Annotated in this window: 22 protein-coding genes and 1 pseudogene; 7 read left to right on the plus strand and 16 right to left on the minus strand. The window is 63.8% G+C overall.

The window, feature by feature from the left end; genetic code table 11:
• Positions 1 to 176 precede the first annotated feature (176 nt).
• Positions 177 to 2321 carry a S8 family peptidase gene (locus GYH35_RS10425; RefSeq protein ID WP_161828339.1) on the plus strand — a complete coding sequence of 715 codons (2145 nt, stop codon included), beginning with the start codon at positions 177 to 179 and terminating at the stop codon, positions 2319 to 2321.
• Here the strand turns inward: GYH35_RS10425 and gabT are convergent.
• From gabT to gyrA, 13 genes are all read right to left on the minus strand, one after another.
• A complete protein-coding gene (gene gabT / locus GYH35_RS10430) occupies positions 2271 to 3581 on the minus strand; it encodes a 4-aminobutyrate--2-oxoglutarate transaminase (protein WP_161828340.1) in 1311 nt (436 codons plus the stop codon). The two genes, GYH35_RS10425 and gabT, sit on opposite strands and share 51 nt — an antisense overlap.
• Positions 3582 to 3643: 62 nt before the next feature.
• Positions 3644 to 4549 carry a UTP--glucose-1-phosphate uridylyltransferase GalU gene (gene galU, locus GYH35_RS10435; protein WP_161828341.1) on the minus strand — a complete coding sequence of 302 codons (906 nt, stop codon included), beginning with the start codon at positions 4547 to 4549 and terminating at the stop codon, positions 3644 to 3646.
• 123 nt (positions 4550 to 4672) lie between these two features.
• Positions 4673 to 4975, minus strand: coding sequence for a ComEA family DNA-binding protein (locus tag GYH35_RS10440; protein WP_161815897.1), 303 nt, complete (start codon positions 4973 to 4975; stop codon positions 4673 to 4675).
• Positions 4976 to 5127: 152 nt separating this feature from the next.
• A complete protein-coding gene (locus GYH35_RS10445) occupies positions 5128 to 6321 on the minus strand; it encodes a tetratricopeptide repeat protein (RefSeq protein WP_161828342.1) in 1194 nt (397 codons plus the stop codon).
• On the minus strand, positions 6311 to 6601 hold the full coding sequence (locus tag GYH35_RS10450; protein WP_161815899.1) for a LapA family protein: 291 nt from the start codon (positions 6599 to 6601) through the stop codon (positions 6311 to 6313). The genes GYH35_RS10445 and GYH35_RS10450 overlap by 11 nt, the downstream gene beginning before the upstream one ends.
• A 30-nt stretch (positions 6602 to 6631) precedes the next feature.
• On the minus strand, positions 6632 to 6982 hold the full coding sequence (locus tag GYH35_RS10455) for an integration host factor subunit beta (protein WP_268894923.1): 351 nt from the start codon (positions 6980 to 6982) through the stop codon (positions 6632 to 6634).
• A 51-nt stretch (positions 6983 to 7033) separates the two neighbouring features.
• The gene (rpsA, locus tag GYH35_RS10460) at positions 7034 to 8713 is read right to left on the minus strand and encodes a 30S ribosomal protein S1 (protein WP_129649310.1); all 1680 of its coding nucleotides are present in this window, start codon (positions 8711 to 8713) and stop codon (positions 7034 to 7036) included.
• Positions 8714 to 8839: 126 nt separating this feature from the next.
• Complete coding sequence (gene cmk / locus GYH35_RS10465; RefSeq protein WP_161815900.1) at positions 8840 to 9526, minus strand: (d)CMP kinase; 687 nt, start codon at positions 9524 to 9526, stop codon at positions 8840 to 8842.
• On the minus strand, positions 9519 to 10838 hold the full coding sequence (aroA, locus tag GYH35_RS10470; protein ID WP_161828343.1) for a 3-phosphoshikimate 1-carboxyvinyltransferase: 1320 nt from the start codon (positions 10836 to 10838) through the stop codon (positions 9519 to 9521). Before aroA ends, cmk begins: the two co-directional genes overlap by 8 nt.
• A 72-nt stretch (positions 10839 to 10910) precedes the next feature.
• Positions 10911 to 12071 (minus strand): prephenate dehydratase, encoded by a 1161-nt coding sequence (gene pheA, locus GYH35_RS10475; protein ID WP_161815902.1) that lies wholly within the window; start codon positions 12069 to 12071, stop codon positions 10911 to 10913.
• Between the two features lie 62 nt (positions 12072 to 12133).
• On the minus strand, positions 12134 to 13300 hold the full coding sequence (locus GYH35_RS10480; RefSeq protein WP_161828344.1) for a phosphoglycerate dehydrogenase: 1167 nt from the start codon (positions 13298 to 13300) through the stop codon (positions 12134 to 12136).
• A 78-nt stretch (positions 13301 to 13378) separates the two neighbouring features.
• Positions 13379 to 14458 carry a 3-phosphoserine/phosphohydroxythreonine transaminase gene (serC, locus tag GYH35_RS10485; protein ID WP_161828345.1) on the minus strand — a complete coding sequence of 360 codons (1080 nt, stop codon included), beginning with the start codon at positions 14456 to 14458 and terminating at the stop codon, positions 13379 to 13381.
• 20 nt (positions 14459 to 14478) lie between these two features.
• Complete coding sequence (gene gyrA, locus GYH35_RS10490; RefSeq protein ID WP_161815905.1) at positions 14479 to 17142, minus strand: DNA gyrase subunit A; 2664 nt, start codon at positions 17140 to 17142, stop codon at positions 14479 to 14481.
• Between the two features lie 105 nt (positions 17143 to 17247).
• On the opposite strand from gyrA, the gene GYH35_RS10495 reads away from it, so the two are divergent.
• The 6 genes from GYH35_RS10495 to GYH35_RS10520 all read left to right on the plus strand — a co-directional run bounded on the left by GYH35_RS10495 (position 17248) and on the right by GYH35_RS10520 (position 22711).
• The gene (locus tag GYH35_RS10495) at positions 17248 to 18540 is read left to right on the plus strand and encodes an amidohydrolase family protein (RefSeq protein WP_161815906.1); all 1293 of its coding nucleotides are present in this window, start codon (positions 17248 to 17250) and stop codon (positions 18538 to 18540) included.
• The gene (gene ubiG, locus GYH35_RS10500) at positions 18537 to 19247 is read left to right on the plus strand and encodes a bifunctional 2-polyprenyl-6-hydroxyphenol methylase/3-demethylubiquinol 3-O-methyltransferase UbiG (RefSeq protein ID WP_161815907.1); all 711 of its coding nucleotides are present in this window, start codon (positions 18537 to 18539) and stop codon (positions 19245 to 19247) included. Before GYH35_RS10495 ends, ubiG begins: the two co-directional genes overlap by 4 nt.
• Before the next feature lies 1 nt (position 19248).
• Positions 19249 to 20559, plus strand: coding sequence for a DNA recombination protein RmuC (gene rmuC, locus GYH35_RS10505; RefSeq protein WP_161815908.1), 1311 nt, complete (start codon positions 19249 to 19251; stop codon positions 20557 to 20559).
• Between the two features lie 10 nt (positions 20560 to 20569).
• Positions 20570 to 21403: a squalene/phytoene synthase family protein gene (locus tag GYH35_RS10510; RefSeq protein WP_161815909.1), complete on the plus strand. Its 834-nt coding sequence runs from the start codon at positions 20570 to 20572 to the stop codon at positions 21401 to 21403.
• A 21-nt stretch (positions 21404 to 21424) separates the two neighbouring features.
• Entirely contained in the window at positions 21425 to 22174 is a 750-nt protein-coding gene (locus GYH35_RS10515) for a YciK family oxidoreductase (protein ID WP_161815910.1), read from the plus strand.
• Between the two features lie 117 nt (positions 22175 to 22291).
• Complete coding sequence (locus tag GYH35_RS10520; protein WP_161828346.1) at positions 22292 to 22711, plus strand: VOC family protein; 420 nt, start codon at positions 22292 to 22294, stop codon at positions 22709 to 22711.
• An 18-nt stretch (positions 22712 to 22729) separates the two neighbouring features.
• Here GYH35_RS10520 and GYH35_RS10525 read toward each other — a convergent pair whose 3' ends face one another.
• The 3 genes and pseudogenes from GYH35_RS10525 to GYH35_RS10535 all read right to left on the minus strand — a co-directional run.
• A complete protein-coding gene (locus tag GYH35_RS10525) occupies positions 22730 to 23572 on the minus strand; it encodes a S4 domain-containing protein (protein ID WP_161828347.1) in 843 nt (280 codons plus the stop codon).
• Positions 23573 to 23676: 104 nt separating this feature from the next.
• The gene (gene scpB, locus GYH35_RS10530) at positions 23677 to 24843 is read right to left on the minus strand and encodes an SMC-Scp complex subunit ScpB (protein WP_161828348.1); all 1167 of its coding nucleotides are present in this window, start codon (positions 24841 to 24843) and stop codon (positions 23677 to 23679) included.
• Positions 24840 to 25588: pseudogene (locus GYH35_RS10535) on the minus strand (hypothetical protein); the annotation flags it as partial. The pseudogene GYH35_RS10535 and the gene scpB, both read right to left, overlap by 4 nt.

The following is a 25588-nucleotide window of genomic DNA, read 5'->3' on the forward strand; positions in this document are numbered from 1 at the left end:
ATCGCGACGGATGCTACCGGCCCGGCCGCGACGCTAGCAAGGTGTCTACCGTGCGCTACGTCACGGAATCCAGGACGTTTGTAGCAGCGAATAGATGAGTCGGCGCTGGTTGGAGACTGGTGCGGATCGATCTCAATGGTTGACTCCAGCTCGATTCGCCCGGACCGGCGAACTGGATGCGCGAGCAAGGCCTGCGACGCGCCGGTGAAAACATTCATCCGCCATACACGAAGCCCATGCTGTCATCGCCGTTCGAGCGCAAAAGTCAGGGTTTGCGGGCGCTGCGCGCCGACGTAAACTCAGCCAGGAATCAGAAGGAAGCTCCGATGAAGATGCTCGCCGCCGTCGTGCTGTCCGCGTTCGTCGCCCTGCCGGCGCTCGGGCAAGCACGGGAGTATCAGGGCGCCCGGCTGCAGGCGCCGGACGCCACCGACCAGATCATCGTACGTTGGCGCAACGGCGCGAAAGCAACGCTCTCGGCCGCGCCCGCCCAGCGTGCCAGCAAGCTCACCGGCCGCTCGGGCCTCGCGATCCAGCACAAGCGCAGCAGCAGCTCGAATACCGACGTGTACAAGCTCGACCACGCCTTGAACGGCGGTGAGCTGCAGGCCGTGCTCGCCAAGCTCCAGGCCGATCCCGACGTGGAGTTCGCGGTCGCCGACAAGCGCCGCCAGATCCAGCAGATCCCTTCGGACCCGCTCATTGCCAACCAGTGGTATTTCCTCAGCGCGGAACCAGCCGCTACTCACACCGATGAGGCTTGGGACATCACCACCGGCGTGGCGAACACGGTGGTCGCGGTGCTCGACACCGGCATCCGCCCCGACCATCCCGATCTCGCCAACGATACGGACAACGATCCGAGCAACGACAAACTGCTGCCCGGCTACGACTTCGTCACCGATCCGCGCATGGCCAACGATAGCGACGGCCCGGACCCCGATGCGACCGACCCGGGCGACTGGGTCGATGCCGCCGATCGCGGGACGTCGTTCTTCGCCAATTGCACGGCCACTTCCAGCTCCTGGCACGGCACGCGCGTTTCGAGCTTGATCGGCGCCAAGAGCAACGAAGGCTTCGGCATGGCCGGCGCCGACTGGGCCACCAAGATCCTGCCAGTGCGAGTTCTCGGCAAATGCGGTGGCTTCGACTCCGACATCATCGACGGCATGCGCTGGGCGGCGGGCCTGCAGGTCGAGGGCGCCCCGACCAATCAGAATCCCGCCGATATCATCAACCTGAGTCTCGGCGGCGACGACGATTGCAGCGCCGCCTATCAATCCGCCGTCGATGAAATCATCGGGCGAGGCACGTTGATCGTGGCCTCGGTCGGCAACGACGGCATTCCTCCCGGCACGCCCGCGAACTGCGAGAACGTGCTAGGCGTCGGCGGCATTCGCCACGTCGGCACCAAGATCGGCTTCAGCAACCTGGGCCCGGGCACCGACATTTCCGCGCCCGGCGGCAATTGCGTGAACGACGGCCCGCCGTTCACCGACGCCTCGCCCTGCGTTTACGCCGTGCAAGTGGCCATCGACACGGGCACCACCGTGCCGGTCGCCCCCGGCCATACCGATCGAGTGACTCGGCCCAACTTCGGCACCAGCTTCTCGGCGCCAATGGTGGCCGGCGCCGCGGCGTTGATGCACTCGGTCAACCCGCAACTCACGCCGGCTCAGTTCACCACGTTGTTACAGGAATCGGCCTCGCCATTCCCGACATCGAGCGCTACAACCAATGCGATCTGCCGTGTGCCGACGACTTTCGTGCAAGGCGCCGAATGTATCTGCACGACGGTGACTTGCGGCGCCGGCATGCTCAACACGGCGGCTGCCGTGAGCGCCGCACTCAAGCCTTTCGGCGTCGTGCAGTCGACGGCGACCATCGAACCGAATGTCGCTGTAAATATCAGCGGCGGCACCAGCTTCGCCGCGCCTGCCCGCGCGGTGACGAGCTATCAGTGGAGTGTTCTCAACGTGACGGGCGCGACGCCGACGATCGCCGACGTGGCGGCCACGTCGACGACGGTGCAGGTGAATGGCAACAGCCGCTTCACGTTGCGACTGCGGGTGACGGACGATGCGGGCGTGACCGATGACACCGATTTCGCGATGGTCACGTCCACGCCGCCCGAACCGCAAACGCCGCCGGCGTCATCGCCGATCGGCCAGAGCAGCGGTGGCGGCGGCAGCTTCGACTGGTGGCTGCTGTTCCTCGGCTTGTTGCCGCTGGCGCTGCCCGGCCCCCGCCGCCGCAAGGTGGTGAACGGCTCAGCCGGTCGCAGCCACCGGCGTCGCCGCCGCGAGCACTTCGCGGAGTGATTTCTCGATGATGTCGAGGCCTTCGTTGATGATCGCGTCGGACGCCGTCAACGGCACCAGCAAGCGAATCACGTTGCTGTAAAGACCGCACGACAACAGCACCAGGCCGTTGGCAGCCGCGCGCTGGACCAGCGCCTTGGCGAGATCCGCATCGGGCGCATGCGGATCGCGATTGCGCACCAACTCCATCGCAACCATCGCGCCCAGGCCACGCACTTCACCGACGCACGTGAACTCGCCCTGGAACTTGCGCAGGCGCTGCATGAGGATGTCGCCAACGTGATTGGCGCGCGCCGGCAACTTCTCCTTCTCCATCACATCGATCACGGCGAGCGCAGCGGCACAGCTCACCGCCGAGCCCGCGTACGTTCCGCCGAGACCGCCGGTAATCGGCGCATCCATGATCTGCTGTTTGCCGACGACGGCCGCGAGCGGGAAACCGCCGGCCAGGCTCTTCGCCATGGTCATCAGATCCGGCTCGATGCCGTAGTGCTCGATAGCAAACATCTTGCCGGTGCGAGCAAAGCCGGTCTGGATCTCATCGACGATCAGCACGATGCCGTGCTTGTCACAAAGCGCGCGCAGTGCTTTGAGGAATTCCACGGGCGCCGCATAGAACCCGCCTTCGCCGAGCACCGGCTCGATGATGATGGCGGCCACCCGTGACGGTTCGACGTCATATTTGAAGAGCTGATCGAGCGCGGCCAGGCTGTCTTCGGACGTCACACCGTGATACGTCACGGGATACGGCACGTGATAAACATCGCCGGGGAACGGACCGAAGCCTACCTTGTACGGCGACACTTTGCCGGTCAGCGCCATCGCCATGTAGGTGCGCCCATGGAAGCTGCCGCCGAATGCGATCACCGCGGAGCGCCCCGTGTGAGCGCGCGCGATCTTCACCGCGTTTTCGACCGCTTCGGCGCCCGTCGTCACCAGCATCGTCTTCTTCGGCGTCGGGCCCGGCGCCAGCGCATTGAGCTTCTCGGCCAGTTCAACAGCAACGCGATAGGGGGTGATCATGACGCAGGTATGCGTGAAGCCCGCGTCGAGCTGCTGCTGCACGGCCGCCTTCACTTGCGGATGCAGGTGACCGGTGTTCAGCACCGCAATGCCGCCGGCGAAGTCGACGAAGCGGCGCCCGTCCGCATCCCACACTTCGGCGTTCTGCCCCTTCTCGATATAGATGGGCAGCATGGTGGACATGCCCTTGGTGAGCGCAGCGTTGCGCCGGTTGTGCAGGTCTGAATTAGCTGACATGAGAGATCTCAGTTGGAAACAAGTGTGGGCGGGCCCGCCTGGCCCGCCCGACAGGAGACGGATCAGCCCTTCGGCGCGAGCGTGGTCGACGCGAGGTTGCGCAGGTAGTCGTGGAACTTGGTGCCGAGGCTTTCGTGCTTCAAGCCGTACTCGACCGTGGCTTGCAGATAGCCGAGCTTGCTGCCGCAGTCGTAGCGCTTGCCTTCGAACTCGTAAGCAAACACGCTCTCGTCGCCGAGCAGATCGGCGATCGCATCGGTGAGCTGAATCTCGCCGCCCGCGCCGCGCCCGGTGTTCTCGAGCTTGGCGAAAATGGTCGGCGACAACAGATAACGGCCGACCACGGCCAGCGTCGAGGGCGCATTCGACGGCCGCGGCTTCTCGACGATTTGTTTCACTTTGCTGATGCGGCCCTCGCGCTCTTCGGTCGCGACGATGCCGTACTTGTCCGTTTCGGCGCGCGGCACGGTTTCCACACCGAGCACACTGCCGCCGCGCTCCGCATGCACTTCGGCCATCTGACGCAGGCACGGCGTCGGCGCGTCGATCAAGTCGTCGGCGAGATGCACGAAGAAAGGTTCGTCGCCGACCACCGGCTTGGCGCACCACACGGCATGGCCCAGACCCAGCGGCGACGGCTGGCGGATGTAGATGCAGCTGGCCCACGACGGCACGATGTCCTTGAGCGCCTTGAGCAACTCTCGCTTGCCCTGCGCTTCCAGCGCCTCTTCCAGTTCGTGGTCGCTATCGAAATGGTCTTCGATGGCACGCTTGGAGCTGCCGGTAATGAATACCAGCTTGCGCGCACCGGCCGCGAGCGCCTCCTCGGCGGCGTACTGGATCAGCGGCTTGTCGACGATCGGCAACATCTCTTTGGGACTGGCCTTGGTGGCCGGCAAAAAGCGCGTGCCGCGCCCCGCCACTGGAAAGACTGCCGTCCGGATCTCTGTCGTCGATACTTTCGCCACTGCACATCTCCGCGTTGGAACTTAAGGGGTGCGACGCCGATGATATCGCAAGCGGCTGCGGCCGGAGGGGTGACAAAAGGCCCGGTCACTGGTGACCGGGCGCAGTTCACACGATTGGCCTCCTCAGCCGCCCTTGCGAGCGCCGGCTGTCGCGGAATCCATACGGATGTTGACGCGGTTTCGTTCCAACGTTTTGGCGCCGATGCCCTTGATCTTGCGCAGCTCGTCGGCGCTCTTGAAGGCGCCGTTCTTTTCGCGGTACTCGACGATGTCCTGCGCCTTGCTGAGCCCGATGCCTTGCAGCTCTTTGGCGATGGTGGCGGCATCGGCGCTGTTGATGTCCACCGGGCCGGCCCAGACTGACGCAGGCAACAGACTGCAGATCAGCACCTGCACCGCGCGCCTGACCGAAAGATGTGTCGACATGATTCTCTCCTTGAATGTATTCAATTTGCCGTAGCGATCCGGATGCGATGGCATCCGGCGGCGGAGATTGTCGACACGATGGGCTGTCGCAAAGGGGCGAATATTTGGGCAAAAGCCCACGCAATCGGACGATCTGCGGCGTCCCGATATGCTCAGCGGCGATGCATGCCGGGCGTCAGGTCGAGCAATGCTACCGGCGCGAACGCATCCCAGCTGCGGCAGCCGGGGCATTGCCAGAAATGGGCGGCGCTTGCGAAGCCGCAGTCCACGCAGCGATAGCGTTGGGTGCGTCGGAGAATTCGCCCCAACGCTGTGGCCAGCGCGCTGCATTGTTCGGCCGTCAAATGAGAGGGATCGCCGCTCGTGGCGCTGACGATCTCGCCGAGGGTTGGATCTTCCCGCAGCAGGTCGGGCAAACACTCGCGGACGAACGACTCCTGTTCCAACCCGGCGACAATCGCAGCGTATGCAAGCTCCGCCCGCGCCACGGGATCGGGCCGTATCCATACACGGAAACGCCGCTCGATTTCGCCCGCATCGGTGCCGCGCATTGCACGCATCACGCGGGGGAGCGCCAGTGTAAGTAGTTTGGGATGCAGCTCGACCGCGCGCTGACACAGCAATGCTGCGAGCTCGGGCTGATTCATATCGAGCGCGATATCGGCACGAATCAGCGCGCCTCGCGGAAAGTTACGCTGCGCCTCGCGCGCGAGATGCAGTTGTTCGCGAGCGCCGGTGAAGTCGCCCTTTGCACGCATTTGCTCGGCGAGCTCGCAGTGATAGTGGGCAATCGCAGTCGGATGTTCGGGGGACGCGACCGCGACGAGCTTGCGATGCGCGATGATCGCCTGCTCCCAATCGCGCTGCTGCTCGTAGATGCGCAACAGATAGCGCAGCGCCTGCATGTGTCGCCCGCTGCCGTCGGCGAGCTGTAGAAACAAACGTTCGGCGCGGTCGAACAGGCCGGCGCGAAAGTAGTCCTCGCCCAGAGCAAACATCGCATGCAGACGATGCTCGTCGCTGAGCGATGGGCGCGCCATGATGTTCTCGTGCACGCGAATGGCGCGCTCCACTTCGCCCCGGCGGCGATAGAGATTGCCCAGCGCGAAGTGAGTCTCGACCGTGTCGTTGTCGACGTCGACCATGCGCAGGAACACCTCCAGCGCCTTGTCGGGCTCCTCGTCGAGCAGAAAGCCCAGGCCGCGGAAATATTCTTCGGAGAGTTTGTTCGGCTCGGGGGCAAGCGCGCCGCTGGCGCCGGAACGGTAGCGGCCGAACAGCCAGCCGGCAGCCGCGGCGACGAACAGCGCGGCGATCAGCAATAAGGACGGCGGATCAGCCGGCATTTTCCCCGGTCGCAGCGGCGGCGCGAGCTCGCTGCTCGGCCAGACGCAAGGCGCGTCGCAGCCGGCCACGTTCGTTGAGCAGTTCGGCAACCCAATAGACGCGCCAGATCAACCCCGCCACCAGACCGGCGACGAAGGCAACGACCAGCGCGAGGCCGAGCGGCGTCGCAATCCGCAGGAACGCCAGCTCCACGTCGACCCGACCGACATTCATGGCGCTGACGAACAGCGCCACCAGGGCGGCCAAAGCGACGGTGAAATAGAAGACGACGCGGGACATGGGTCCCCAGTCTACGGCAATGAGAAAAGATTAGTCCCGGATGGGACTGTCGGCGCCGTCATTGACCCGCTCGCGCAGGTCCTTGCCGGGCTTGAAGTGCGGCACGTACTTGCCCGACAGCGCCACGGTCTCGCCGGTCTTGGGATTGCGACCCTGACGGGGCGGACGGAAATGCAATGAAAAGCTGCCGAAGCCGCGGATCTCGATGCGACCGCCCTGGGCCAGGGCATCGCTCATGATTTCCAGCACCTGCTTCACCGCCAGCTCCACGTCCTTGGCCGGCAGATGTTTTTGCTTGGCTGCAATGAGCTCGATGAGTTCCGATTTGGTCATGCTCGGGCCCGTTGTTGTTCTTCCACGGAACCTGCCTGGGAGCGACAAGCACGGCGGTGGAGAACCACCGCCGTGCCGCTGAGTGTCGCTCGGGACAGGTTAATTGTCCTGGCTTCCGCCAATGTGCTCCTTCAACAGGTCGCCCAGGCTGGTACCCGCCGAGGTCTCGTTGGTGCGGTAATTCGACACCACCTCGGCTTCCTCGTGAATCTCCTTCGCCTTGATCGACAGAGCAATCGTGCGGCTCTTGCGATCGACGTTGGTGAAGCGGGCTTCCACTTCCTGGTCGACCTTCAGCACCGTACGGGCGTCTTCCACGCGGTCACGCGACAGCTCGGAAGCGCGCAGATGGCCATCCACGCCGCCGCCCAGGTCGATGATCGCGCCCTTGGCGTCGACTTCGCGAACCTTGCCCTTCACGATGCTGCCCTTCGGATGATCGGCGATCCAGGCCGAGAACGGATCCTTCGCCAGCTGCTTGATGCCCAGCGAAATGCGCTCGCGCTCCGGATCGATCGACAGCACCATGGCTTCGACCTGCTGACCCTTCTGATAGTTGCGCACCGCCTCTTCGCCCGGGATGTCCCAGGAGATATCGGAGAGGTGCACCAGGCCGTCGATGCCGCCGGACAGACCGATGAAGATACCGAAATCGGTGATCGACTTGATCTGGCCGCTGACCTTGTCGCCGCGGTTGTAGTTGTCGCCGAAGTCCTTCCACGGATTCGACTGACACTGCTTGATGCCGAGGCTGATACGACGACGCTCCTCGTCGATGTCCAACACCATGACTTCCACTTCCTGGCCGATGTGCACGACCTTCGAGGGATTCACGTTCTTGTTGGTCCAATCCATTTCGGAGACGTGCACCAGGCCTTCCACGCCCTCTTCGATTTCCACGAAGCAGCCGTAGTCGGCGATGTTGGTGACCTTGCCGAACAGGCGCGAGCCGGTCGGGTAACGACGGGCGATGTTCTGCCACGGATCGTTGCCGAGCTGCTTGATGCCCAGGCTGACGCGCTGACGCTCGCGATCGAACTTCAGGATGCGCACATCGATCTCGTCGCCGACCGTGACGACTTCGGACGGATGCTTGACGCGCTTCCACGCCATGTCGGTGATGTGCAAGAGGCCGTCGATGCCGCCCAGGTCCACGAACGCACCGTAATCGGTGAGGTTCTTGACCGTGCCCTTGACGACCGCGCCTTCCTGCAGCTTCTCCAGCAGCTCCGAACGCTCGGCGCTGTATTCCTGCTCGACCACCGCGCGACGCGACACGACCACGTTGTTGCGCTTCTGGTCCAGCTTGATGACCTTGAACTCGAGCGTCTTGCCTTCGAGATACGAGGGATCGCGCACCGGACGCACATCGACCAGCGAGCCCGGCAGGAACGCGCGGACGAAGTCGATCTCGACGGTGAAGCCGCCTTTGACACGGCCGTTGATGATGCCCTTGACGATTTCCTGCTTCTCGAAAGCCTGCTCGAGACGCGACCAGGTGCGGGCGCGCTTGGCTTTTTCGCGCGACAGGCGCGTTTCGCCATTGCCGTCTTCGACGCTGTCGAGGGCGACCTCGACGTCATCGCCGACGCTGACTTCGATCTCGCCACGGTCGTTCTTGAATTGCTCGACCGGGATCACTGCCTCGCTCTTCAGGCCGGCGTTGACGAGCACCACGTCGGGCCCGACTTCCACCACTCGGCCGGTGAGGATGGCGCCTGGCTTGATCCGTTGGGAGGCCAGACTTTCTTCGAACAGTTGCGCAAAACTTTCGGTCATGAGTATTTCCAGGGCCACAAGAGCCCGCGTGTTGTCCTGCCGGCATCCGGTCCGACGAGGGGTTATTGAATCAAGCCACGCATCCGGCGCGGCGCCAAGAAACAAATCGACTCTTTCAGCTTGGAATCAACCGCGCCCGAAGCGCGCGGCGGCCAGTTCCAGAACTCTGGCCAGGACGGCGTCAATCGTCATCGAGGTGGAGTCCACGATCAGCGCGTCATCCGCGGGCTTTAGCGGGGCGATCGGGCGGCTTGCGTCGCGTCGGTCACGCTCGGCGATGTCCAGCGAAAGGGCGGCGAGGTTAGCATCGAGCCCCTTGTCTTTCAACTGGTTATAGCGCCGACGGGCGCGCTCCTCGGCGCTTGCTGTGAGGTATATCTTGAGCCGCGCGGACGGAAAAACCACAGTTCCCATGTCCCGGCCGTCGGCCACCAGACCGGGAGCCTGTGCAAATGCACGCTGACGCTCTAATAGGGCCGCACGGACGCCCGGCATGGCCCCCACGCGAGAGGCGCCCTCGCCGGTCTGCTCCGTCCGGATCGCCTTGCTGACTTCCTCGCCTTCCAGCCAGATCTGCTCGCCGCCGTCCGGCGCTAGGCCGAATCTGACATCCAGCTGCTGCGCGACCCGTTCGTGGGCGCCTTGATCCGCCGGATCCAGGCTTTTGCGCTGACCCGCCAGCGCGACCAGGCGATACAGTGCACCACTATCGAGCAGATGCCAGCCGAGCTGGTCGGCGACCCGCCGCGCGATCGTGCCCTTGCCCGAGCCGCTCGGCCCGTCGATGGTGAGAATCGGAATGCGATCAGTCATGCACGGTAACGTTCAGTCCCGCCGATCCGGCCGTGCCCGGGAAGTCCGGGAACGAGGTGGCCACGTTCGCCACATCCAGGATCTTGATCGCGGCCGCGGCGCGCAGGCTCGCGACGGAGAATGACATCGCGATGCGGTGATCGCCATGACTGTCCACCGTGCCGCCGGAAAACACCTTGGCTTCCGGGCGACCCTGAATGCGGATGCCGTCCGGCAGGACTTCGCAGGTCACGCCCATGGCTTTCAAACCTTCGGCCATGACAGCGATGCGATCGCTTTCCTTCACTCGCAATTCTTCCGCGCCGGTGACGATGGTCTCGCCCTGCGCGCAGGACGCTGCCACGAACAACACCGGGAATTCATCGATCGCCAGCGGCACCAGATGTTCGGGCACGTGAATGCCCTTCAACTGCGCCGGGCGCACTTCGATGTCGGCGACCGGCTCGGCGCCGGCGGAGCGATGATTCACTACGCGCAGGTCCGCGCCCATCAGAGCGAGGATATCCAGCAAGCCGGTGCGCGTCGGATTGATGCCGACACCGGTGATGGTCAGCACCGCATCCTTCTTGGGATTGATCGAGCCTGCGACCATGAAGAAGGCCGCGGAGGAAAAGTCTCCCGGCACCTCCAAGGTGCACGCTTTCAGTTGCGTCGGCGGCGTCAGCGACACTTCCCCGTGCGCGGCGTCGACCTGGCAGCCGAAGCTCAGCAACATGCGCTCGGTATGATCGCGCGTGATCGCAGGCTCGATGACCGTCGTCGGCGTATTTGCATATAAACCGGCGAGCAGCACGGCGGACTTCACCTGCGCGCTGGCCACCGGCAGCTCGTAACGAATGCCCTTCAGCTTGGCGCCGCCGGTGATTTTCACCGGCGGTTTGCCGTCGAGTGTCGCGATCTGCGCACCCATCTCGCGCAGCGGCTTCGCGGCGCGCTCCATCGGGCGCTTCATCAGCGACGAATCGCCGATCAGCTCGCTGTCGAACGACTGGCCGGACAGCAGGCCCGTCATCAATCGCATCGCTGTGCCGGAGTTGCCCATATCGAGTGCGTGATTCGCCGGCTTCAGGCCGCGCATGCCGACGCCATGGACGCGCACCGCTTGCGGACCGATTTGCTCGATACGCACGCCGAGCGCGCGCATAGCCTTCATGGTCGACAGGCAATCTTCGCTTTCCAGAAAGCCACTCACCTCGGTCACGCCGTCGGCGATGCTGCCGAGCATGAGCGAACGGTGCGAAACGGATTTATCGCCGGGCACGCGGATCGCGCCGGAAACGCCAGGAACGGGCTCGACTATGTAATGCGACATCGGTTTGTTTAGGGGGTTTCTGGGCTCGGCGGCGCCGGGCCTCTGCGGCGCCCAGCATACCCCATTCGGGGGTTACAGCACCGCCGCCGGGTACGAGCCCAGCACGCGAAACAGCGTGGAGGCCGCTTTCAGCTCCGCCAGCGCGGTCGACAGCGGCGGCTGCTCGGCATGGCCGACCACGTCGATGAAGAACACATAGTCCCATTTGCGCTTGCGCGACGGCCGGGATTCGATGCGCGTCATGGTGATGTCGTTGGCGGCCAGCGGGCCCAGCAGCCGATGCAGAGCGCCGGGCGATTGCGTGTCGCCGGCCGACACCAGCAACGTGGTTTTATCCTGGCCGCTGGCGTTGAACAGCTTGCGCCCGATGACCAGGAAGCGCGTCGTGTTATCGGCCGTGTCCTCGATCTCCGGCACGATCACGCCGAGGTTATAAACCTCCGCCGCGGCCTCGCCCGCAATCGCCGCCGTGCCTTCCTCGTCTCGCGCGCGACGCGCCGCTTCGGCATTGCTGCTGACCGGTATGCGCTCGATGTTTGGAAGATGCTCGTCCAGCCATTGGCGACACTGCGCCAGCGACTGCGGATGCGAGCAGATACGCAGGATCTTCTGCAGCCCTTTCATGCGCCCCATCAGGTGCTGACGGATGCGCAGCTCGATCTCGCCGCAAATCTTCAGCGGCGAATTCAGAAACATATCCAGCGTGTGATTGACCGTGCCCTCGGTGGAGTTCTCGATGGGCACGACGCCGAAGTCGGCATGGCCGGCCTGCACTTCCTCGAACACTTCGCTGATCGCCGGCAGCGGCAAGGCGCGCACCGAATGACCGAAATGTTTCAGCACCGCCTGCTGGGAGAAGGTGCCTTCCGGGCCGAGGAACGCGATCTTCAACGGCTCCTGCTGGGCCAGGCACGCCGACATGATCTCGCGGAACAGTCGCACGATTTCTTCGTTCCGCAGCGGGCCATCGTTGCGCTCGATGGCATTGCGCAGCACCTGCGCCTCGCGCTCGGGCTTGTAGAAATCGGCCGTGCTCAGCCCCTCGCCCCGCTTGGACTCGCCCACCTGCTGGGCAAAGCGTGCGCGCTCGTTCAACAGCTGGTGAATGCGCAAATCGATGTCGTCGATGCGCTCGCGGATCGAGCTGAGCTCGGGCGACGCCGGGACCGGCGTCTTTTTAGCCGTCGCTTGCTTGGAGCCGGCCTTGCTGGCGCCCTTGGACGTACGTTTCATTGGCAGACGGTCGCTCGCTGGCTGAATGGGTTTTCAGCCCGTCATTCTGCCAGTCTCGCCGGTCACAACGCACGCACGTTCAATACGCCGTCGATCTTGCGCAGCTGATCCAGCACCCCGGCGGGCACCTGGCCGTCCACGTCGATCAATGTATAGGCCAGCTCGCCACGGGACTTGTTGAGCAGGTCGGCGATGTTGAGTTTGGCGTTGGCCAGCGCGGTCGAGATCTGGCCAACCATGTTCGGAACATTCTCGTTGGCGATCGACAGCCGGGTCGAATTCACGGTTCGGGGCAGCACCGCCTCGGGGAAATTGACCGAATGACGGATGTTGCCGTTCTCGAGGAAGTCCTTGAGCGTGTCCGCGACCATGATGGCGCAGTTCTCCTCGGCCTCGCCGGTCGACGCGCCCAGATGCGGCAGCGCCACGACTTTCGGATGATGCTTGACCGCGTTGGTCGGAAAGTCACAGATGTATGCGCCGAGCTTGCCGCTGTCGAGGGCGTCCACGACCGCCTTCTCATCGACGATGGCGGCGCGAGAGAAATTGAGCACGACGCCGTTGTCCTTCAGCAGCCGGAGACGCGCGGCGTTTACGAAGCCCCGGGTCGCTTCCATCAACGGAACATGCACGGTCACCATGTCGCAACGTGAGAACAGATCGTCCAGCGACAACGCCTGCTGCACGCCCGAGGACAACTGCCAGGCGCGCTGCACGGTAATCTGAGGATCGAAGCCCAACACTCGCATGCCGAGCAAATGCGCCGCGTTTGCTACTTCGACGCCGACCGCGCCCAGGCCGATCACGCCGAGCGTGCGGCTCGGCAGCTCGTAGCCGACAAACCTTTTCTTGCCTTGCTCGACTGCGACATCCAGCTCTTCGTCGCTGCCTTTGAGATTGCGCGCGTAGTCCCACGCCTGGCAGACATTGCGAGCCGCAAGGAACATTCCGGTGATGACCAGTTCCTTCACCGCGTTGGCGTTCGCGCCCGGCGCATTGAAGACGGGAACGCCACGAGCGGACAAACGCGACACGGGAATGTTGTTGGTGCCGGCGCCCGCCCGGCCGACGCCGATGACACTGGCGGGAATGTCGATCGAGTGCATGTCCGCCGAGCGCACCAGCACGGCGTGCGGATCGCTCAGCGCGGAGGCGACTTCATAGCGATCGCGCGGCAGCCGTTCCAAGCCGCGGACGGAAATGTTGTTGAGCGTTAGAACTCTGAACATAGGCGCAACGAGCTCCACTGAACGCCGGATACCCTCAGAGCCAGATCAAAGCTGCCGCTGGGTAACGGCAGCTTGAAATCACGCGTGCTTGCGCTCGAATTCCTTCATGAAGCTCACGAGCGCTTCCACGCCCGCCAGCGGCATGGCGTTGTAGATGCTGGCGCGCATGCCACCGACCGAGCGATGGCCTTCGAGCGTCACCAGTCCGGCGTCTTTCGCTTCGGCGATGAACGTCTTGTCCAGCTCCGGCCGCGCCAGCACGAACGGAATATTCATCCACGAGCGCGCGTCGTGCTGCACTGGATTCTTATAGAACGACGAGCTGTCGATGGCCGTGTACAGCAGCTCCGCCTTGCGACGATTGGTCTCGCCCATGGCCTTCAGACCGCCCTGGCGCTTCAACCACTGGAATACCAGGCCCGCCATGTACCAGGCATAGGTCGGCGGCGTGTTCAGCATCGAGCCTTCCTTCGCCATCGCGCTGTAGTCCATGAACGCCGGCGTACCGGGGCGCGCACGGCCGAGCAGGTCCTCGCGCACGATGACCAGCGTGAGGCCCGCCGGACCGACATTCTTCTGCGCGCCGCCGTAGATCACACCGAACTTGGCGACATCGATGGGCCGCGACAGCAAGGTCGAGGACATGTCGGCGACCAGGGGCGTGCCGTTCTTCAGCTCCGGCACGAAATGAAACTCGACGCCGCCGATGGTTTCGTTCGGCGTGTAGTGCAGGTAGGCGGCGTTCTCGCTCACCTTCCAATTCGACAGCAGTGGAATGTTGGTGTACGGCTCGCCCGCGTCGGCCGCCACATTCACCCTGGCGTACTGCTTGGCCTCGCCGATCGCCTTCTTCGACCAGGCGCCCGTGTTCACATAGTCGACGGTATCGCCGGGCTTGCTGAGATTCAGCGGCACGCCGGCGAACTGGCCCATGGCGCCGCCCTGCAGGAACAGCACCTTGTAGCTCTTCGGCACGCCCAGCAATTCGCGCAGGTCGGCTTCCGCAGCTTCGGCGATGGAAATGAACGCCTTGCCGCGATGGCTCATCTCCATGACCGACATGCCGGTGCCACGCCAGTCGAGCATTTCCTCGCGCGCCTGCTCGAGTACTTCCTGTGGCAATACCGCCGGACCGGGACTGAAGTTATAGACGCGCATGTGACCTGTATGACTGTTGGTTACTCTGGAGCGGGACCGCCACCCTGATCGCCTTCGGCGCCGTCACCGCCCTCTCCGCCTTCCGCACCTTCGCCACCTTCAGCGCCGGCGGCGCCGTCACTGACGATGCGTTCCAGGCCGACCAGGCGATCGCCTTCATCGACGCGGATCAGGCGCACACCTTGCGTGTTACGACCCTGCACGGAAATCTCGTTGACCTGCGTGCGCACCAGCGTGCCGCCGGAGCTGATCAGCATGATCTCGTCTTCCGGCTTGACCAGCAGCGCGCCGACCATCCGACCATTTCGCTCGCTGATTTGCAACGCGATCACGCCCTGGCCGCCGCGGCCATGGATCGGGAAGTCCTCGATCGCGGTCCGCTTGCCGTAGCCATTCTCGGACGCGGTGAGCACCATGCCCTGCTCGTCGACGATGATGAGCGAGATGACCTCTTCCTTGGCCTGCGGTTGCTCCGCGCCTTCCGCAGCAGGCGCCGCTTCCGGCAAGCGAATGCCACGTACGCCGGCGGCCGTGCGGCCCATCGGGCGCACGTCGTTTTCGTCGAAACGGATGGCCTTGCCGCCGCTCGAGCACAGAATGATCTGCTTGGTGCCGTCGGTGATATCGACGCCGACCAGCCGATCGCCCTGCTCCAGCTCGATGGCGATGATGCCGGCCTGGCGCGGCCGCGAGAACGCCTCGAGCGACGTCTTCTTCACCGTGCCCGCCGCGGTCACCATGAACACGAACTTGTTGGTCTCGAATTCATGGATGGGCAGCACAGCGTTGATGCGCTCGCCTTCCTGCAGCGGCAACAGATTCACAATTGGCTTTCCGCGCGAGCCACGGCTCGCCTGCGGCAGCTGATACACCTTCAGCCAATACATCTTGCCGGTGCTGGAGAAGCACAGCAGCGTGTCGTGCGTATTGGCGACGAACAGCTTGTCGACGAAATCCTCGTCTTTCATCGCCGTGGCGGACTTGCCACGGCCGCCACGACGCTGCGCCTGATAATCGGTGACGGGCTGCGACTTCGCATAACCGCCATGCGACAACGTGACCACCACATCCTGCTGTTCGATCAGATCTTCGATGGTGAGATCGGAATGGTCGAAGTTGATCTGCGTGCGACGCGCATCGGCGTACTTGGCCTTGACCTCTTCCAGCTCGGTGCGGATCACCTGCAACAGGCGCTCGGGACGGGCCAGGATGTCGCTCAAGTCGGCGATCTGCGCCAGCAGCTCCTGGAACTCCGCGATGATCTTGTCCTGCTCCAGACCGGTGAGCCGGTTCAAGCGCATGTCGAGAATGGCCTGGGCCTGCACGTCCGACAGACGGTAGCCGCCTTCGACCAGACCGAACTCGGTGGACAGCCCATCCGGTCGGGAGACGATATCGCCCGCGCGCGCCAACATGGCCGGCACGGCGCCGGACGTCCACACGCGTCCCATCAAGGCCGTCTTGGCCTCGGGCGGTGTCGGCGACGCCTTGATGACGGCGATGACTTCATCGATGTTCGCCAGCGCGACGGCCTGGCCTTCCAGAATATGGGCGCGCTCGCGGGCCTTGCGCAGGTCGTACACCGTGCGGCGTGTAACCACTTCGCGGCGATGACGCACGAACGCTTCGAGCATCTCCTTGAGGTTGAACAGCTTCGGCTGGCCATCCTGCAAGGCGACCATGTTCATGCCGAACACGGTTTCCATCGGCGTGTGCTTGAACAGCTTGTTCAGCACCACGTCCGCGACTTCACCGCGCTTGAGCTCGATGACCACGCGCATGCCGTCCTTGTCGGACTCGTCGCGCAAGCCATCGGAGGCGATGCCCTCGATGACCTTTTCGCGCACCAGCTCGGCGATACGCTCGAGCAGCCGCGCCTTGTTCACCTGGTATGGCAGCTCGGTGATGATGATGGCCTGACGGCCCTTCTCGTCTTCCTCGATATCGGTCTTGGCGCGCACGTACACGCGGCCGCGGCCGGTCAGATAGGCCGAGGCGATCTCGGCCGCGCCGTTGATGATGCCGGCGGTCGGAAAATCCGGTCCCGGAATGATCTGCATCAGGGTCGCGATCGTGATGTTCGGATCGTCGATGAGCGCGATACAGGCGGTGACCACTTCGCCCAGGTTGTGCGGCGGAATGTTGGTGGCCATGCCGACCGCGATGCCGGCCGAGCCGTTGATCAGCAGGTTCGGCACGCGCGTCGGCAGCACGACCGGCTCTTTTTCCTTGCCGTCGTAGTTGTCGACGAAATCCACGGTCTCGCGGTCGATGTCGGCGAGCAGCTCGCTCGCCAGCGCGGTCATGCGGCATTCGGTGTAGCGGTAGGCCGCCGGCGGATCGCCGTCCACCGAGCCGAAGTTGCCCTGGCCGTCGACCAGCTGATAGCGCATCGAGAAGTTCTGCGCCATGCGCACCAGCGCGTCGTAAGCCGACGTGTCGCCGTGCGGGTGATATTTACCGAGCACGTCGCCGACCACGCGCGCGCACTTCACATACGGGCGGGTGGAGACGTTATTGCTCTCATGCATCGCGAACAGGATGCGGCGATGGACCGGCTTCAAGCCGTCGCGCACATCGGGCAGAGCGCGCCCGACGATGACGCTCATCGCATAGTCGAGATACGACTGACGCATCTCGTCTTCTAGGTTGACGTGCAGAATTTCGCGAGCGATTTCGGCCATGCGGAGTTCTTCGAAGGAAGTGCCGAATCTTATCACATTGCGCGTCCAAAACAGGGGCTTGCCAACTGATTAACTTGGATGGTCTGCAGCTATACTGCGGCCCGCATGGAACCTATCGACACGCTGCTCTCGGCCCGCTGGATCATTCCGATCGAACCGGCGGGCGTGGTGCTGGAAGCGCACTCGCTGGCGATTCACCAGGGACGCATCCTGGCGGTATTGCCCACGGTCGAGGCGAAACAGCGTTTTTCGGCGCGGGAAGAGCTCGAACGGCCGGCGCACGTGCTGCTGCCGGGGCTGGTGAACGCGCACACTCACGCCGCCAGCAGCCTGTTGCATGGAGCAGTCGCCAGCGGTTCGTTCGAGCACTGGGCGCACAGCATCCGGCTGCTTCAACAGCGCTGGGTCGATGCTGAATATGTCCGCGACGGCGCCGAGCTCGCGATCGCCGCCGCACTGTCGAGCGGCACGACATGTTTTGCCGACCAGCACCTCTTTCCAGAAGTGGTCGCGCAGACCGCCGCCGAAGCGCGCATGCGAGTCTGCGTCGGCCTTCCCGTACAAGACACGCCCACGGTCTGGGCTGGCTCGGCCGGCGAATGCCTGGACAAGGGCTTCAAGCTGCGCGACGAATATCGCGACGATCCATTGATCACGACGGCGCTTGCGCCGGTCGAGCCCGCCTCGCTCAGCGACGAGACGCTGGAGCGCGTGCGCCGACTCGCCGACGAGCTGGAATTACCGATCCACATGCACGTGAACGAAAGCCGCGGCAGCGCGCCTTCGCTCGAGCGATTGGAAAAGCTGGGGCTGCTCTCGCCGCTGCTGGCCGCGGTGCATATGGTCAAACTGGACTCCGCCGACGTCGAACGCGTCGCCGCCGCGGGCGCCAGCGTCGTGCATTGCCCGCAATCCAACCTCAAGCACGGCAGCGGCCTGTGTCCGGTGCCGATGTTCAAGGATCGCTCGGTGAACGTCGCGCTCGGCAGTGGCGGCGTCGGCAACAACGATCTGCTGGCCGAGCTGCGCAGCGCCGCTCTCATTGCCAACGGCATGTTCCCCGCCGCGACTCCGGTCGACGCTCACGAGTGGCTCCAAACGGCGACTCTGAACGGCGCGCGCGCGCTTGGCCTTGCCGAATCCATCGGCTCGCTGCTGCCAGGTAAATGGGCGGATGTGTGTTGTATCGACCTGGGTCATCCCAATACCCAGCCCACCTACGACCCGGCCGCCCAAATCGTGTTTGCCGCGTCGCGCGAGCAAGTCAGCGATGTTTGGGTCGGGGGCCGCATGTTGGTACGGGATCGCGCGCTGACGCATCTCGACACCGCCGCCGTGCTGAATCGCGCCGAGTTGTGGCGGGTTCGTATCGCCGCTCAAATCAGTGAGAACTCATGAACGCGACCGCCTCCAATCACGACCCCGCCGAGATCGCCCGCTTCGACGACATCGCGCAGCGCTGGTGGGATCCGAAGGGCGAGTTTCGTCCGCTGCACGTGTTGAATCCGGTGCGGCTCGAATACATCGACGAAGGCGCGTCATTGCGAGGCAAGCGTGTCCTCGATGTGGGCTGCGGCGGCGGCATTCTCAGCGAAGCGATGGCCAGGCGCGGCGCTCAAGTCACCGGCATCGACCTTGCGCCTCAAACCATCGAAGTCGCCGAGCTGCATGCACTCGAAAGCCAGGTGACGATCCGCTACTTGCGCGAGTCCGCCGAAACTCACGCCGCGCACTCGCCGGGCGCCTATGACATCGTCACCTGCATGGAAATGCTCGAGCACGTCCCCGAGCCGCAGAGCGTGCTCCGCGCGCTGCACGACCTGGTGAAGCCCGGCGGTCACATTTTCGTCTCGACGCTCAACCGCAATCTGAAGGCCTATCTATTGGCGGTCGTCGGCGCCGAATACGTGCTGAACATGTTGCCGCGTGGCACGCATAGTTATGAGCGCTTCATCAAGCCCTCCGAAATGAGCCGGTGGGCGCGCGCCACGGAACTGAGCGTCGTGGACATCGCCGGCCTGGCGTATGACGCGCTCCAACACAGCGCCCGTCGCACCGGCGACGTGAGCGTGAACTACATGATGCACTTGAGAAGAGATTCCTGAGTTGGCCGGTACTTCGGTTTGGCTGATCGTTGTAGCTGCACTCGCGATCGGCGCGCTCATCGGCGTGCTGTTCGCAAGCTTGCGTGCACGCCATCGCTCGCAAGCGCTGCACGTCGAGCTCGCCGTGTTGAAAGCTCAGGTCAAAGGCGAGGCACAGCTCGAACAGGAACGGCAGGCCGCGCTCGAACGCTCGATGGAGCGACTCAAGACGTCCTTCGACAGCCTCGCCGGCTCATCGCTGCGCTCGAACAGCGAATTGTTCCTGCAGCTCGCACGCGAACATCTGACTCAACATCAGCAATACGCGGTCTCGGCGCTCAGCGAACGTGAGAAAGCGATCGAGACCATGCTCGCGCCGATCCGCGAAGCGCTGGGCAAGACCGAGCAGCAGATCCTGCGCATCGAAAAAGAGCGGGCCGAAACATTCGGCAGCCTGAAGACATCGCTCGAATCGGTCGCCCTCGGCCAGCAGGCTCTGCAAAAAGAAACGCGCACGCTGGTTAACGCGCTGCGTCGACCCGAAGTCCGCGGCCAATGGGGCGAAATGACTTTGCGCCGACTCGCCGAGCTGGCAGGCATGGTCGAGCACTGCGACTTCAAGGAACAAGTGCACGTACGTGTCGAGGATGGCAACCTGCGCCCCGACATGATCGTGCACATGCCCGACGGCCGCGATCTGATCGTGGACGTAAAGACGCCGCTCGACGCCTATCTCGAAGCGGTCGACGCGAGCACCGACGAGCAGCGCGCGCTTGCGATGCGTCGTCATGCCAATGCCATCGGCGAGCGGGTCAAACAGCTCGGCGCCAAAAGCTACTGGGCGCAGTTCGAGCGCAGCCCGGACTTCGTCATCCTGTTCATTCCGGGCGATCAGTTCCTGTCGGCGGCGCTCGCCGAACAGCCCAACTTGCTGGAAGACGCGATTCGCCAGGACGTGATCATCGCGACGCCGTCGAGCTTCGTCGCGCTGCTCAAGGCCGTCGCGTATGGCTGGCGACAGATGTCGCTCGCGCAGAATGCCGAGACGATTCGCACGCTCGCCGAAGATCTCTACAAGCGACTGGCCGTGTTCACGACTCACCTCGGCAAGCTCGGGCGCAACCTGAGCAACAGCGTCGAAAACTTCAACGCGGCCATCGGTTCGCTCGAGCGCCAGGTGCTGCCCGGCGCGCGCAAGTTCACCGAGCTGGGCGTGCGTCCGGATCGCGAGATGGAAGCGTTGGAGCCCATCGATAAACTGGCGCGCGAGCCTGCGGAAAAGGACCAGCTACCCTTGCCCGGCACCGCCGACAAGATCGCACAGACCAAATAAGCCGTCCGCCATGTCGACCCTGGACAACGAACTCGTCAATCGCACGGCCCCGCCCGGCTCGATGCGTTACTTCGCCCTGCTCTACTCGCCCGAGACGAGCCGCGAGATCGTGCAGGCGTTGTATGCGATCGACACGGAGATTCGTGAGTCCGCCAAGAGCGCGAGTCACGACGTCGCGCACACGCGTTTGACCTGGTGGCGTGCGGAGACCGACAGGCTCATCAACGCGAATCCGCAACATCCCGCGACGCGCGTTTTGCTCGAACGCACGTCTGGCGATCGATCCGTGTTCAACAAACTTCATGAAGTACTCGCGGCCGCCGACATGGATCTCGCGCGCATGACTTTCTCGAATCAGCAGGAGCTGCGCGCGTACTGCTCACGCAGCGGCGGCGCGATCCAGGAGCTGATCGCGACCCTGCTCGTCAGACCCGAAGCGCTCGATGAAACGACCCGCGCCGCGGCCAACAAACTCGGCGTCGGCATTCGAATGACAGAGATCGTTCGTGACCTGCGCCAGGATGCGTACGACGGCAATGTTTATTTGCCGCTCGAGCTGCTCGACAAACATGAGCTGAAGAACGACCACCTGCGCGCACGCGAGGTCGATCCGAAGTTGAAGGATGCGCTGCGCTCCTTTCGCGAGACTGCGATTGTGGAACTCGACCTGCCGCCGCGCGGCCCGCAAAGCGAGCACCTTCGCCCGATCTACGTACTGGCCGCTTTACACCGCAAGCTGCTCGACCACATCGCTGCTCGCAACTACGATGTCGCCACTCAACGCATCGAGCTCGGGCCGCTGCAAAAACCGTGGACCGCGTGGCGCGCCGCGCGTCGTGCCTGATCCACACACCTGGCAATGAATATGACCGACCCTCGCACTTACCAACCTTCCAAGGACGCGCTCAAAGATCGCGTCATTCTCATTACCGGCGCCAGCGATGGCATCGGCAAAGCCGTGGCGATTGCAGCTGCCTCTCACGGCGCGCAGGTCGTGTTACATGGCCGCAGCGTGCGCAAGCTCGAAGCGGTGTACGACGAGATCGTGAATGCCGGCGCTCCGCGCCCTTCCATCCTGCCGCTGGATTTCGAGAAGGCCGGCCCCGAGGAATACGAAAAGCTGGTCGCCGCGCTCGAGCAGGAGTTCGGCCGGCTCGACGGGCTGCTGCACAATGCATCGATGCTGGGCGAACGCGCGCCCATCGAACATCACGACGTGGCGAAGTGGATGCGCACCATGCACGTCAACGTCAACGCCCCGTTCATCCTCACGCGCACCTGTCTGCCGCTGCTGAAGAAGTCGGCCGATCCGGTGATCTTGTTTACCTCGAGCGGCGTTGTTTCCAGTCCGCGCCCGTTCTGGGGCTCGTATCTGGTGTCCAAGTGGGCCAGCGACGGACTGATGAGCATGCTCGCCCAGGAGCTGGAGAAACAGCCGGCGATGCGCGTGAACAGCATCAATCCCGGCGCGGTGAAGACGAACATGCGCCTGCAAGCCTACCCCGCCGAGGATCGCAGCAAGTTGCGCGAAGCTCACACCATCGTTGCGGCGTATCTTTACCTGCTCGGCCCGGACAGCCGCGGCGTGCACGGCCAGACCATCAACGCCCAGTGAGGCTATTCGCCGGCCCAACGATTCCCTACCCAGTTTTTTTGCACGCTCGTGTCGGAAGGCGGGCGGCTGAGGCGTCCTTGCCTCGACGATACGCTTTCCCCCTCACCGGAGCAGAAGATGAGCGCTGTGCAAAACGAAACTCAATACCCGAACCCCGAAGTCAAGGGCGGTCTGGTCGCTTACCTGTGCGTGGACGGGGCCGCCAAGGCGGCCGACTTCTACATCAAGGCCTTCGACGCCAAGGAGGTCTTCCGTTACCCGGTGGATGACCAAGGCCGCACCATGCACATTCATCTGTACGTGAATGGCTCGTCGCTGATGCTGGCCGACGGCTATCCCGAGCACGGTCACCCGTGCGAGAAACCGCAAGGCTTCAACCTGACGCTCCAGGTCAAGGACATCGACAACTGGTGGCAGCGCGCGATCGATGCCGGCTGCGAAATCGTGTTGCCGCTGCAGGATATGTTCTGGGGCGCGCGCTACGGCCAGGTGAAGGATCCGTTCGGCGTCATGTGGTCGATGAACCAGCCGAAGTAACGACTGTTACTTTCGCCGTCAGCGCCGCTTCGGCTTCTTGCGCCGATCCGGCGCGGGCCGGCGACGCGGACGTGCCGGCGCTGCCGGTTTTGGCGGCGGCGTCGGCAGTGTGAGCTCGACGCTCGCATACAGATCGGCCACGTCACTTTCCGACAACTCACGATGCTTGCCGCGAGGCAGATCCCGCGGCAGCTCGAAATCGCCGAACTTGACCTGAATCACGCGGCTGACTTTCAAGCCACGGCTCTCGAACAATGCTCGCACGGCGGCCCGCCGATGAGCGCGATGCGATTCCACGCGGAACCAACGATTCGTGCCCTCGCCGCCCGCCGGCTCGATGTTCTCGAACTCGATGGTTTCGTCGTCGTATTGAACGACGCGAGGAATCGAATCGACATCGTATTCGGGAAACGGCACCAGCACGCGTGCAACGTAGGCAGCGGGCGTCGTCTCTGCGCGGCGGCGAAGCGCATCGGCCAGTCGACCATCGCTCGTCAGTAACAGCAGTCCACTGTCGCCCGCCTGCATGGTATTCACGACCAGCCAGCGCGAGCCGCGCAACGACGGCAGCGATTCCATGACGGATTTGGCCGCCACCTCACCGCTTTCATCTTCCGCGCTCGGAGTGATCGGCTGGCCTTGCGGCTTGTGATACAGGACGACCTTCGGCGCTGCGAACACCTGCAGGCGCGATGTCACATCCTTGCCATCGATGCTGACGCGATCGCCCGGGTTGTAGCGGTCGCCGGGTTGCGCCGGCTGATTGTTCAGCCGTACGCGGCCTTCCAGCATCCACTTCTCGATCTCGCGACGCGAGCCGAGGCCATGCTGGGCCAGAAGTTTATGAAGGCGTTCGGACATTTAAAATGAATGGTTGGTTTGCGTGTGGCCGTCGCGCCCCGAGGTGCAGGTCGGGACGCTGTCAGGTTGCGGCCAGTCGAAACCGCCCTCGGAATTTTTTCGACTCAGCCTTCGCTCGGCGGCTCGCTGACGCGGGCTTGATCGTGCTCTTCGTCCTCGGATGACGCCACCATCGGCGATGACGCGCCGGAGTCGTCGTCGTCATCATCGGCGTCGGCCAACAGCTCAGTGTCGTCGTCCTCGGCGTCGGCCGAGAGCTCGGTGTCGTCGTCCTCAGCATCGGCCGAGAGTTCGGTGTCATCGTCGGCGGCGTCAGCCGAGAGCACGGTGTCGTCGTCACCGGCATCGGCCGAGAGTTCGTCGTCCTCGTCGTCGTCCTCGTCCTCGTCCTCGTCGTTCGAGTCGTCGTCGTCATCTTCGTCCGACTCGTCGTCGTCGGAATCGATGTCGTCCGCTTCATCTTCGTCGGAGTCGGCTTCGGCGACGGTTTCGCCATCGGCGGCATCGTCAGCATCTGCATCTGCGCCAGCTTCGGCAGCAGCATCCGCGTCAGCGTCAGCGTCAGCGTCAGCGTCAGCGTCCGCGGTCGCTTCCGCTTCACCGGCAGACTCTGCAGCTTCGCCGCTCGCGACTGTTTCTTCCGTCGGCGCGCCCTCTTCGGTGCTCGCGGCAGCTTCGCCTTCCGCCAAGGCTTCGGTCTGCTGCGGCTGATCGGCAGGCAGCTCGAGTTGCACACCGATGGTCTCGATGTCCTTCAGCTCGGCCAGCGTCGGCAGCTGATCCAGGCTCTTCAAACCGAAATAATCCAGGAACTCTCGCGTCGTGCCGAGCAGTTCCGGACGGCCCGGGACTTCGCGATGGCCGACGGTGCGAATCCAGCCGCGCTCCTGCAAGGTGCGCATGATGGTCGAACTGATCGACACGCCGCGGATCTCTTCGATCTCGCTGCGGGTGATGGGCTGGCGGTAGGCGATGAGCGCCAGGGTTTCCAGGAACGCACGCGAGTATTTCGCGGGCCGCTCCGACCACAGGCGCGAGACCACTTCGGCGGCCTTCGGACGCACTTGAATGCGCCAGCCACTCGCGACTTCAACCAGCTCGATGCCCCGGTTCTCATAGTCCGCGATCAGCATGCCGATGGCGGTGGTAAAGAACTCGGGCGTGGGCCGCTCGCGTTCCTCGAAGAGGTCCATCAACTGCTGCGTCGTGATCGGCTTGCCAGCCGCCAGCAGCGTCGCTTCGATGATGTGCTTGAGATCGTGTTCGTTCATCTCGATGGTTCCGCGTCCGAATTGTCGTCCGAGCTTCCGGCCCCGGTCACGCTGTCGCCTGCCTGGGACACCTCAGGCTCGGACTGATCGGCAATCTGTTCACTCGTTGTCTCGTCCTGCCCGGCGGTCACCGGCGGCACCGATGAATCGTCGACGACGACGTTGGTCGTTTCTTCAACTTCGACGGGTTCGAGCGCAGCAGATGTATCTTCTGCCGCCACTTCGATCGTTTCGATCGCCGGCTCGTCCGCGGTTACGACGACATCCGTCGTCTCGACCGGCTGCGAATGCTCGTCGACCTCGTGTGCCGCCGGTAAGTCGGAAGATGCGACGGGCTCGTCGGCGATCTCCGCCGTCTCGGCCCCGGCCACAAACTCTTCAACAACTTCAGTCGGCTCGGTCGCAGCCACAAACTCTTCGACGACCTCGACCGGTGCAGCCGCAGCCACAAACTCTTCGACAACCTCGGCCGGCTCAGCCGCAGCAACAAACTCTTCGACAACCTCGGCCGGTTCAGCCGCAGCAACAAACCCTTCAACGACTTCAGTCGATTCAGCCGCAGCAACAAACTCTTCGACGCCTTCAGCTGGCTCGGCCGCAGTAACAAACTCTTCGACGCTCTCTGCCGGCGCGACCTGGGCAACGGATTCCTCGCCGTCGATCGCAGGCTCGGCATCGGTAACGAATTCGTTGGCGACTTCAGTCGACTCGACCTGAGCGACAGCGTCTTCACCGCCGGCCACAG

Origin of the sequence: Steroidobacter agaridevorans (assembly GCF_009932555.1) — a bacterium.
In the GTDB taxonomy this organism is placed as follows: Bacteria; Pseudomonadota; Gammaproteobacteria; order Steroidobacterales; family Steroidobacteraceae; genus Steroidobacter; species Steroidobacter agaridevorans.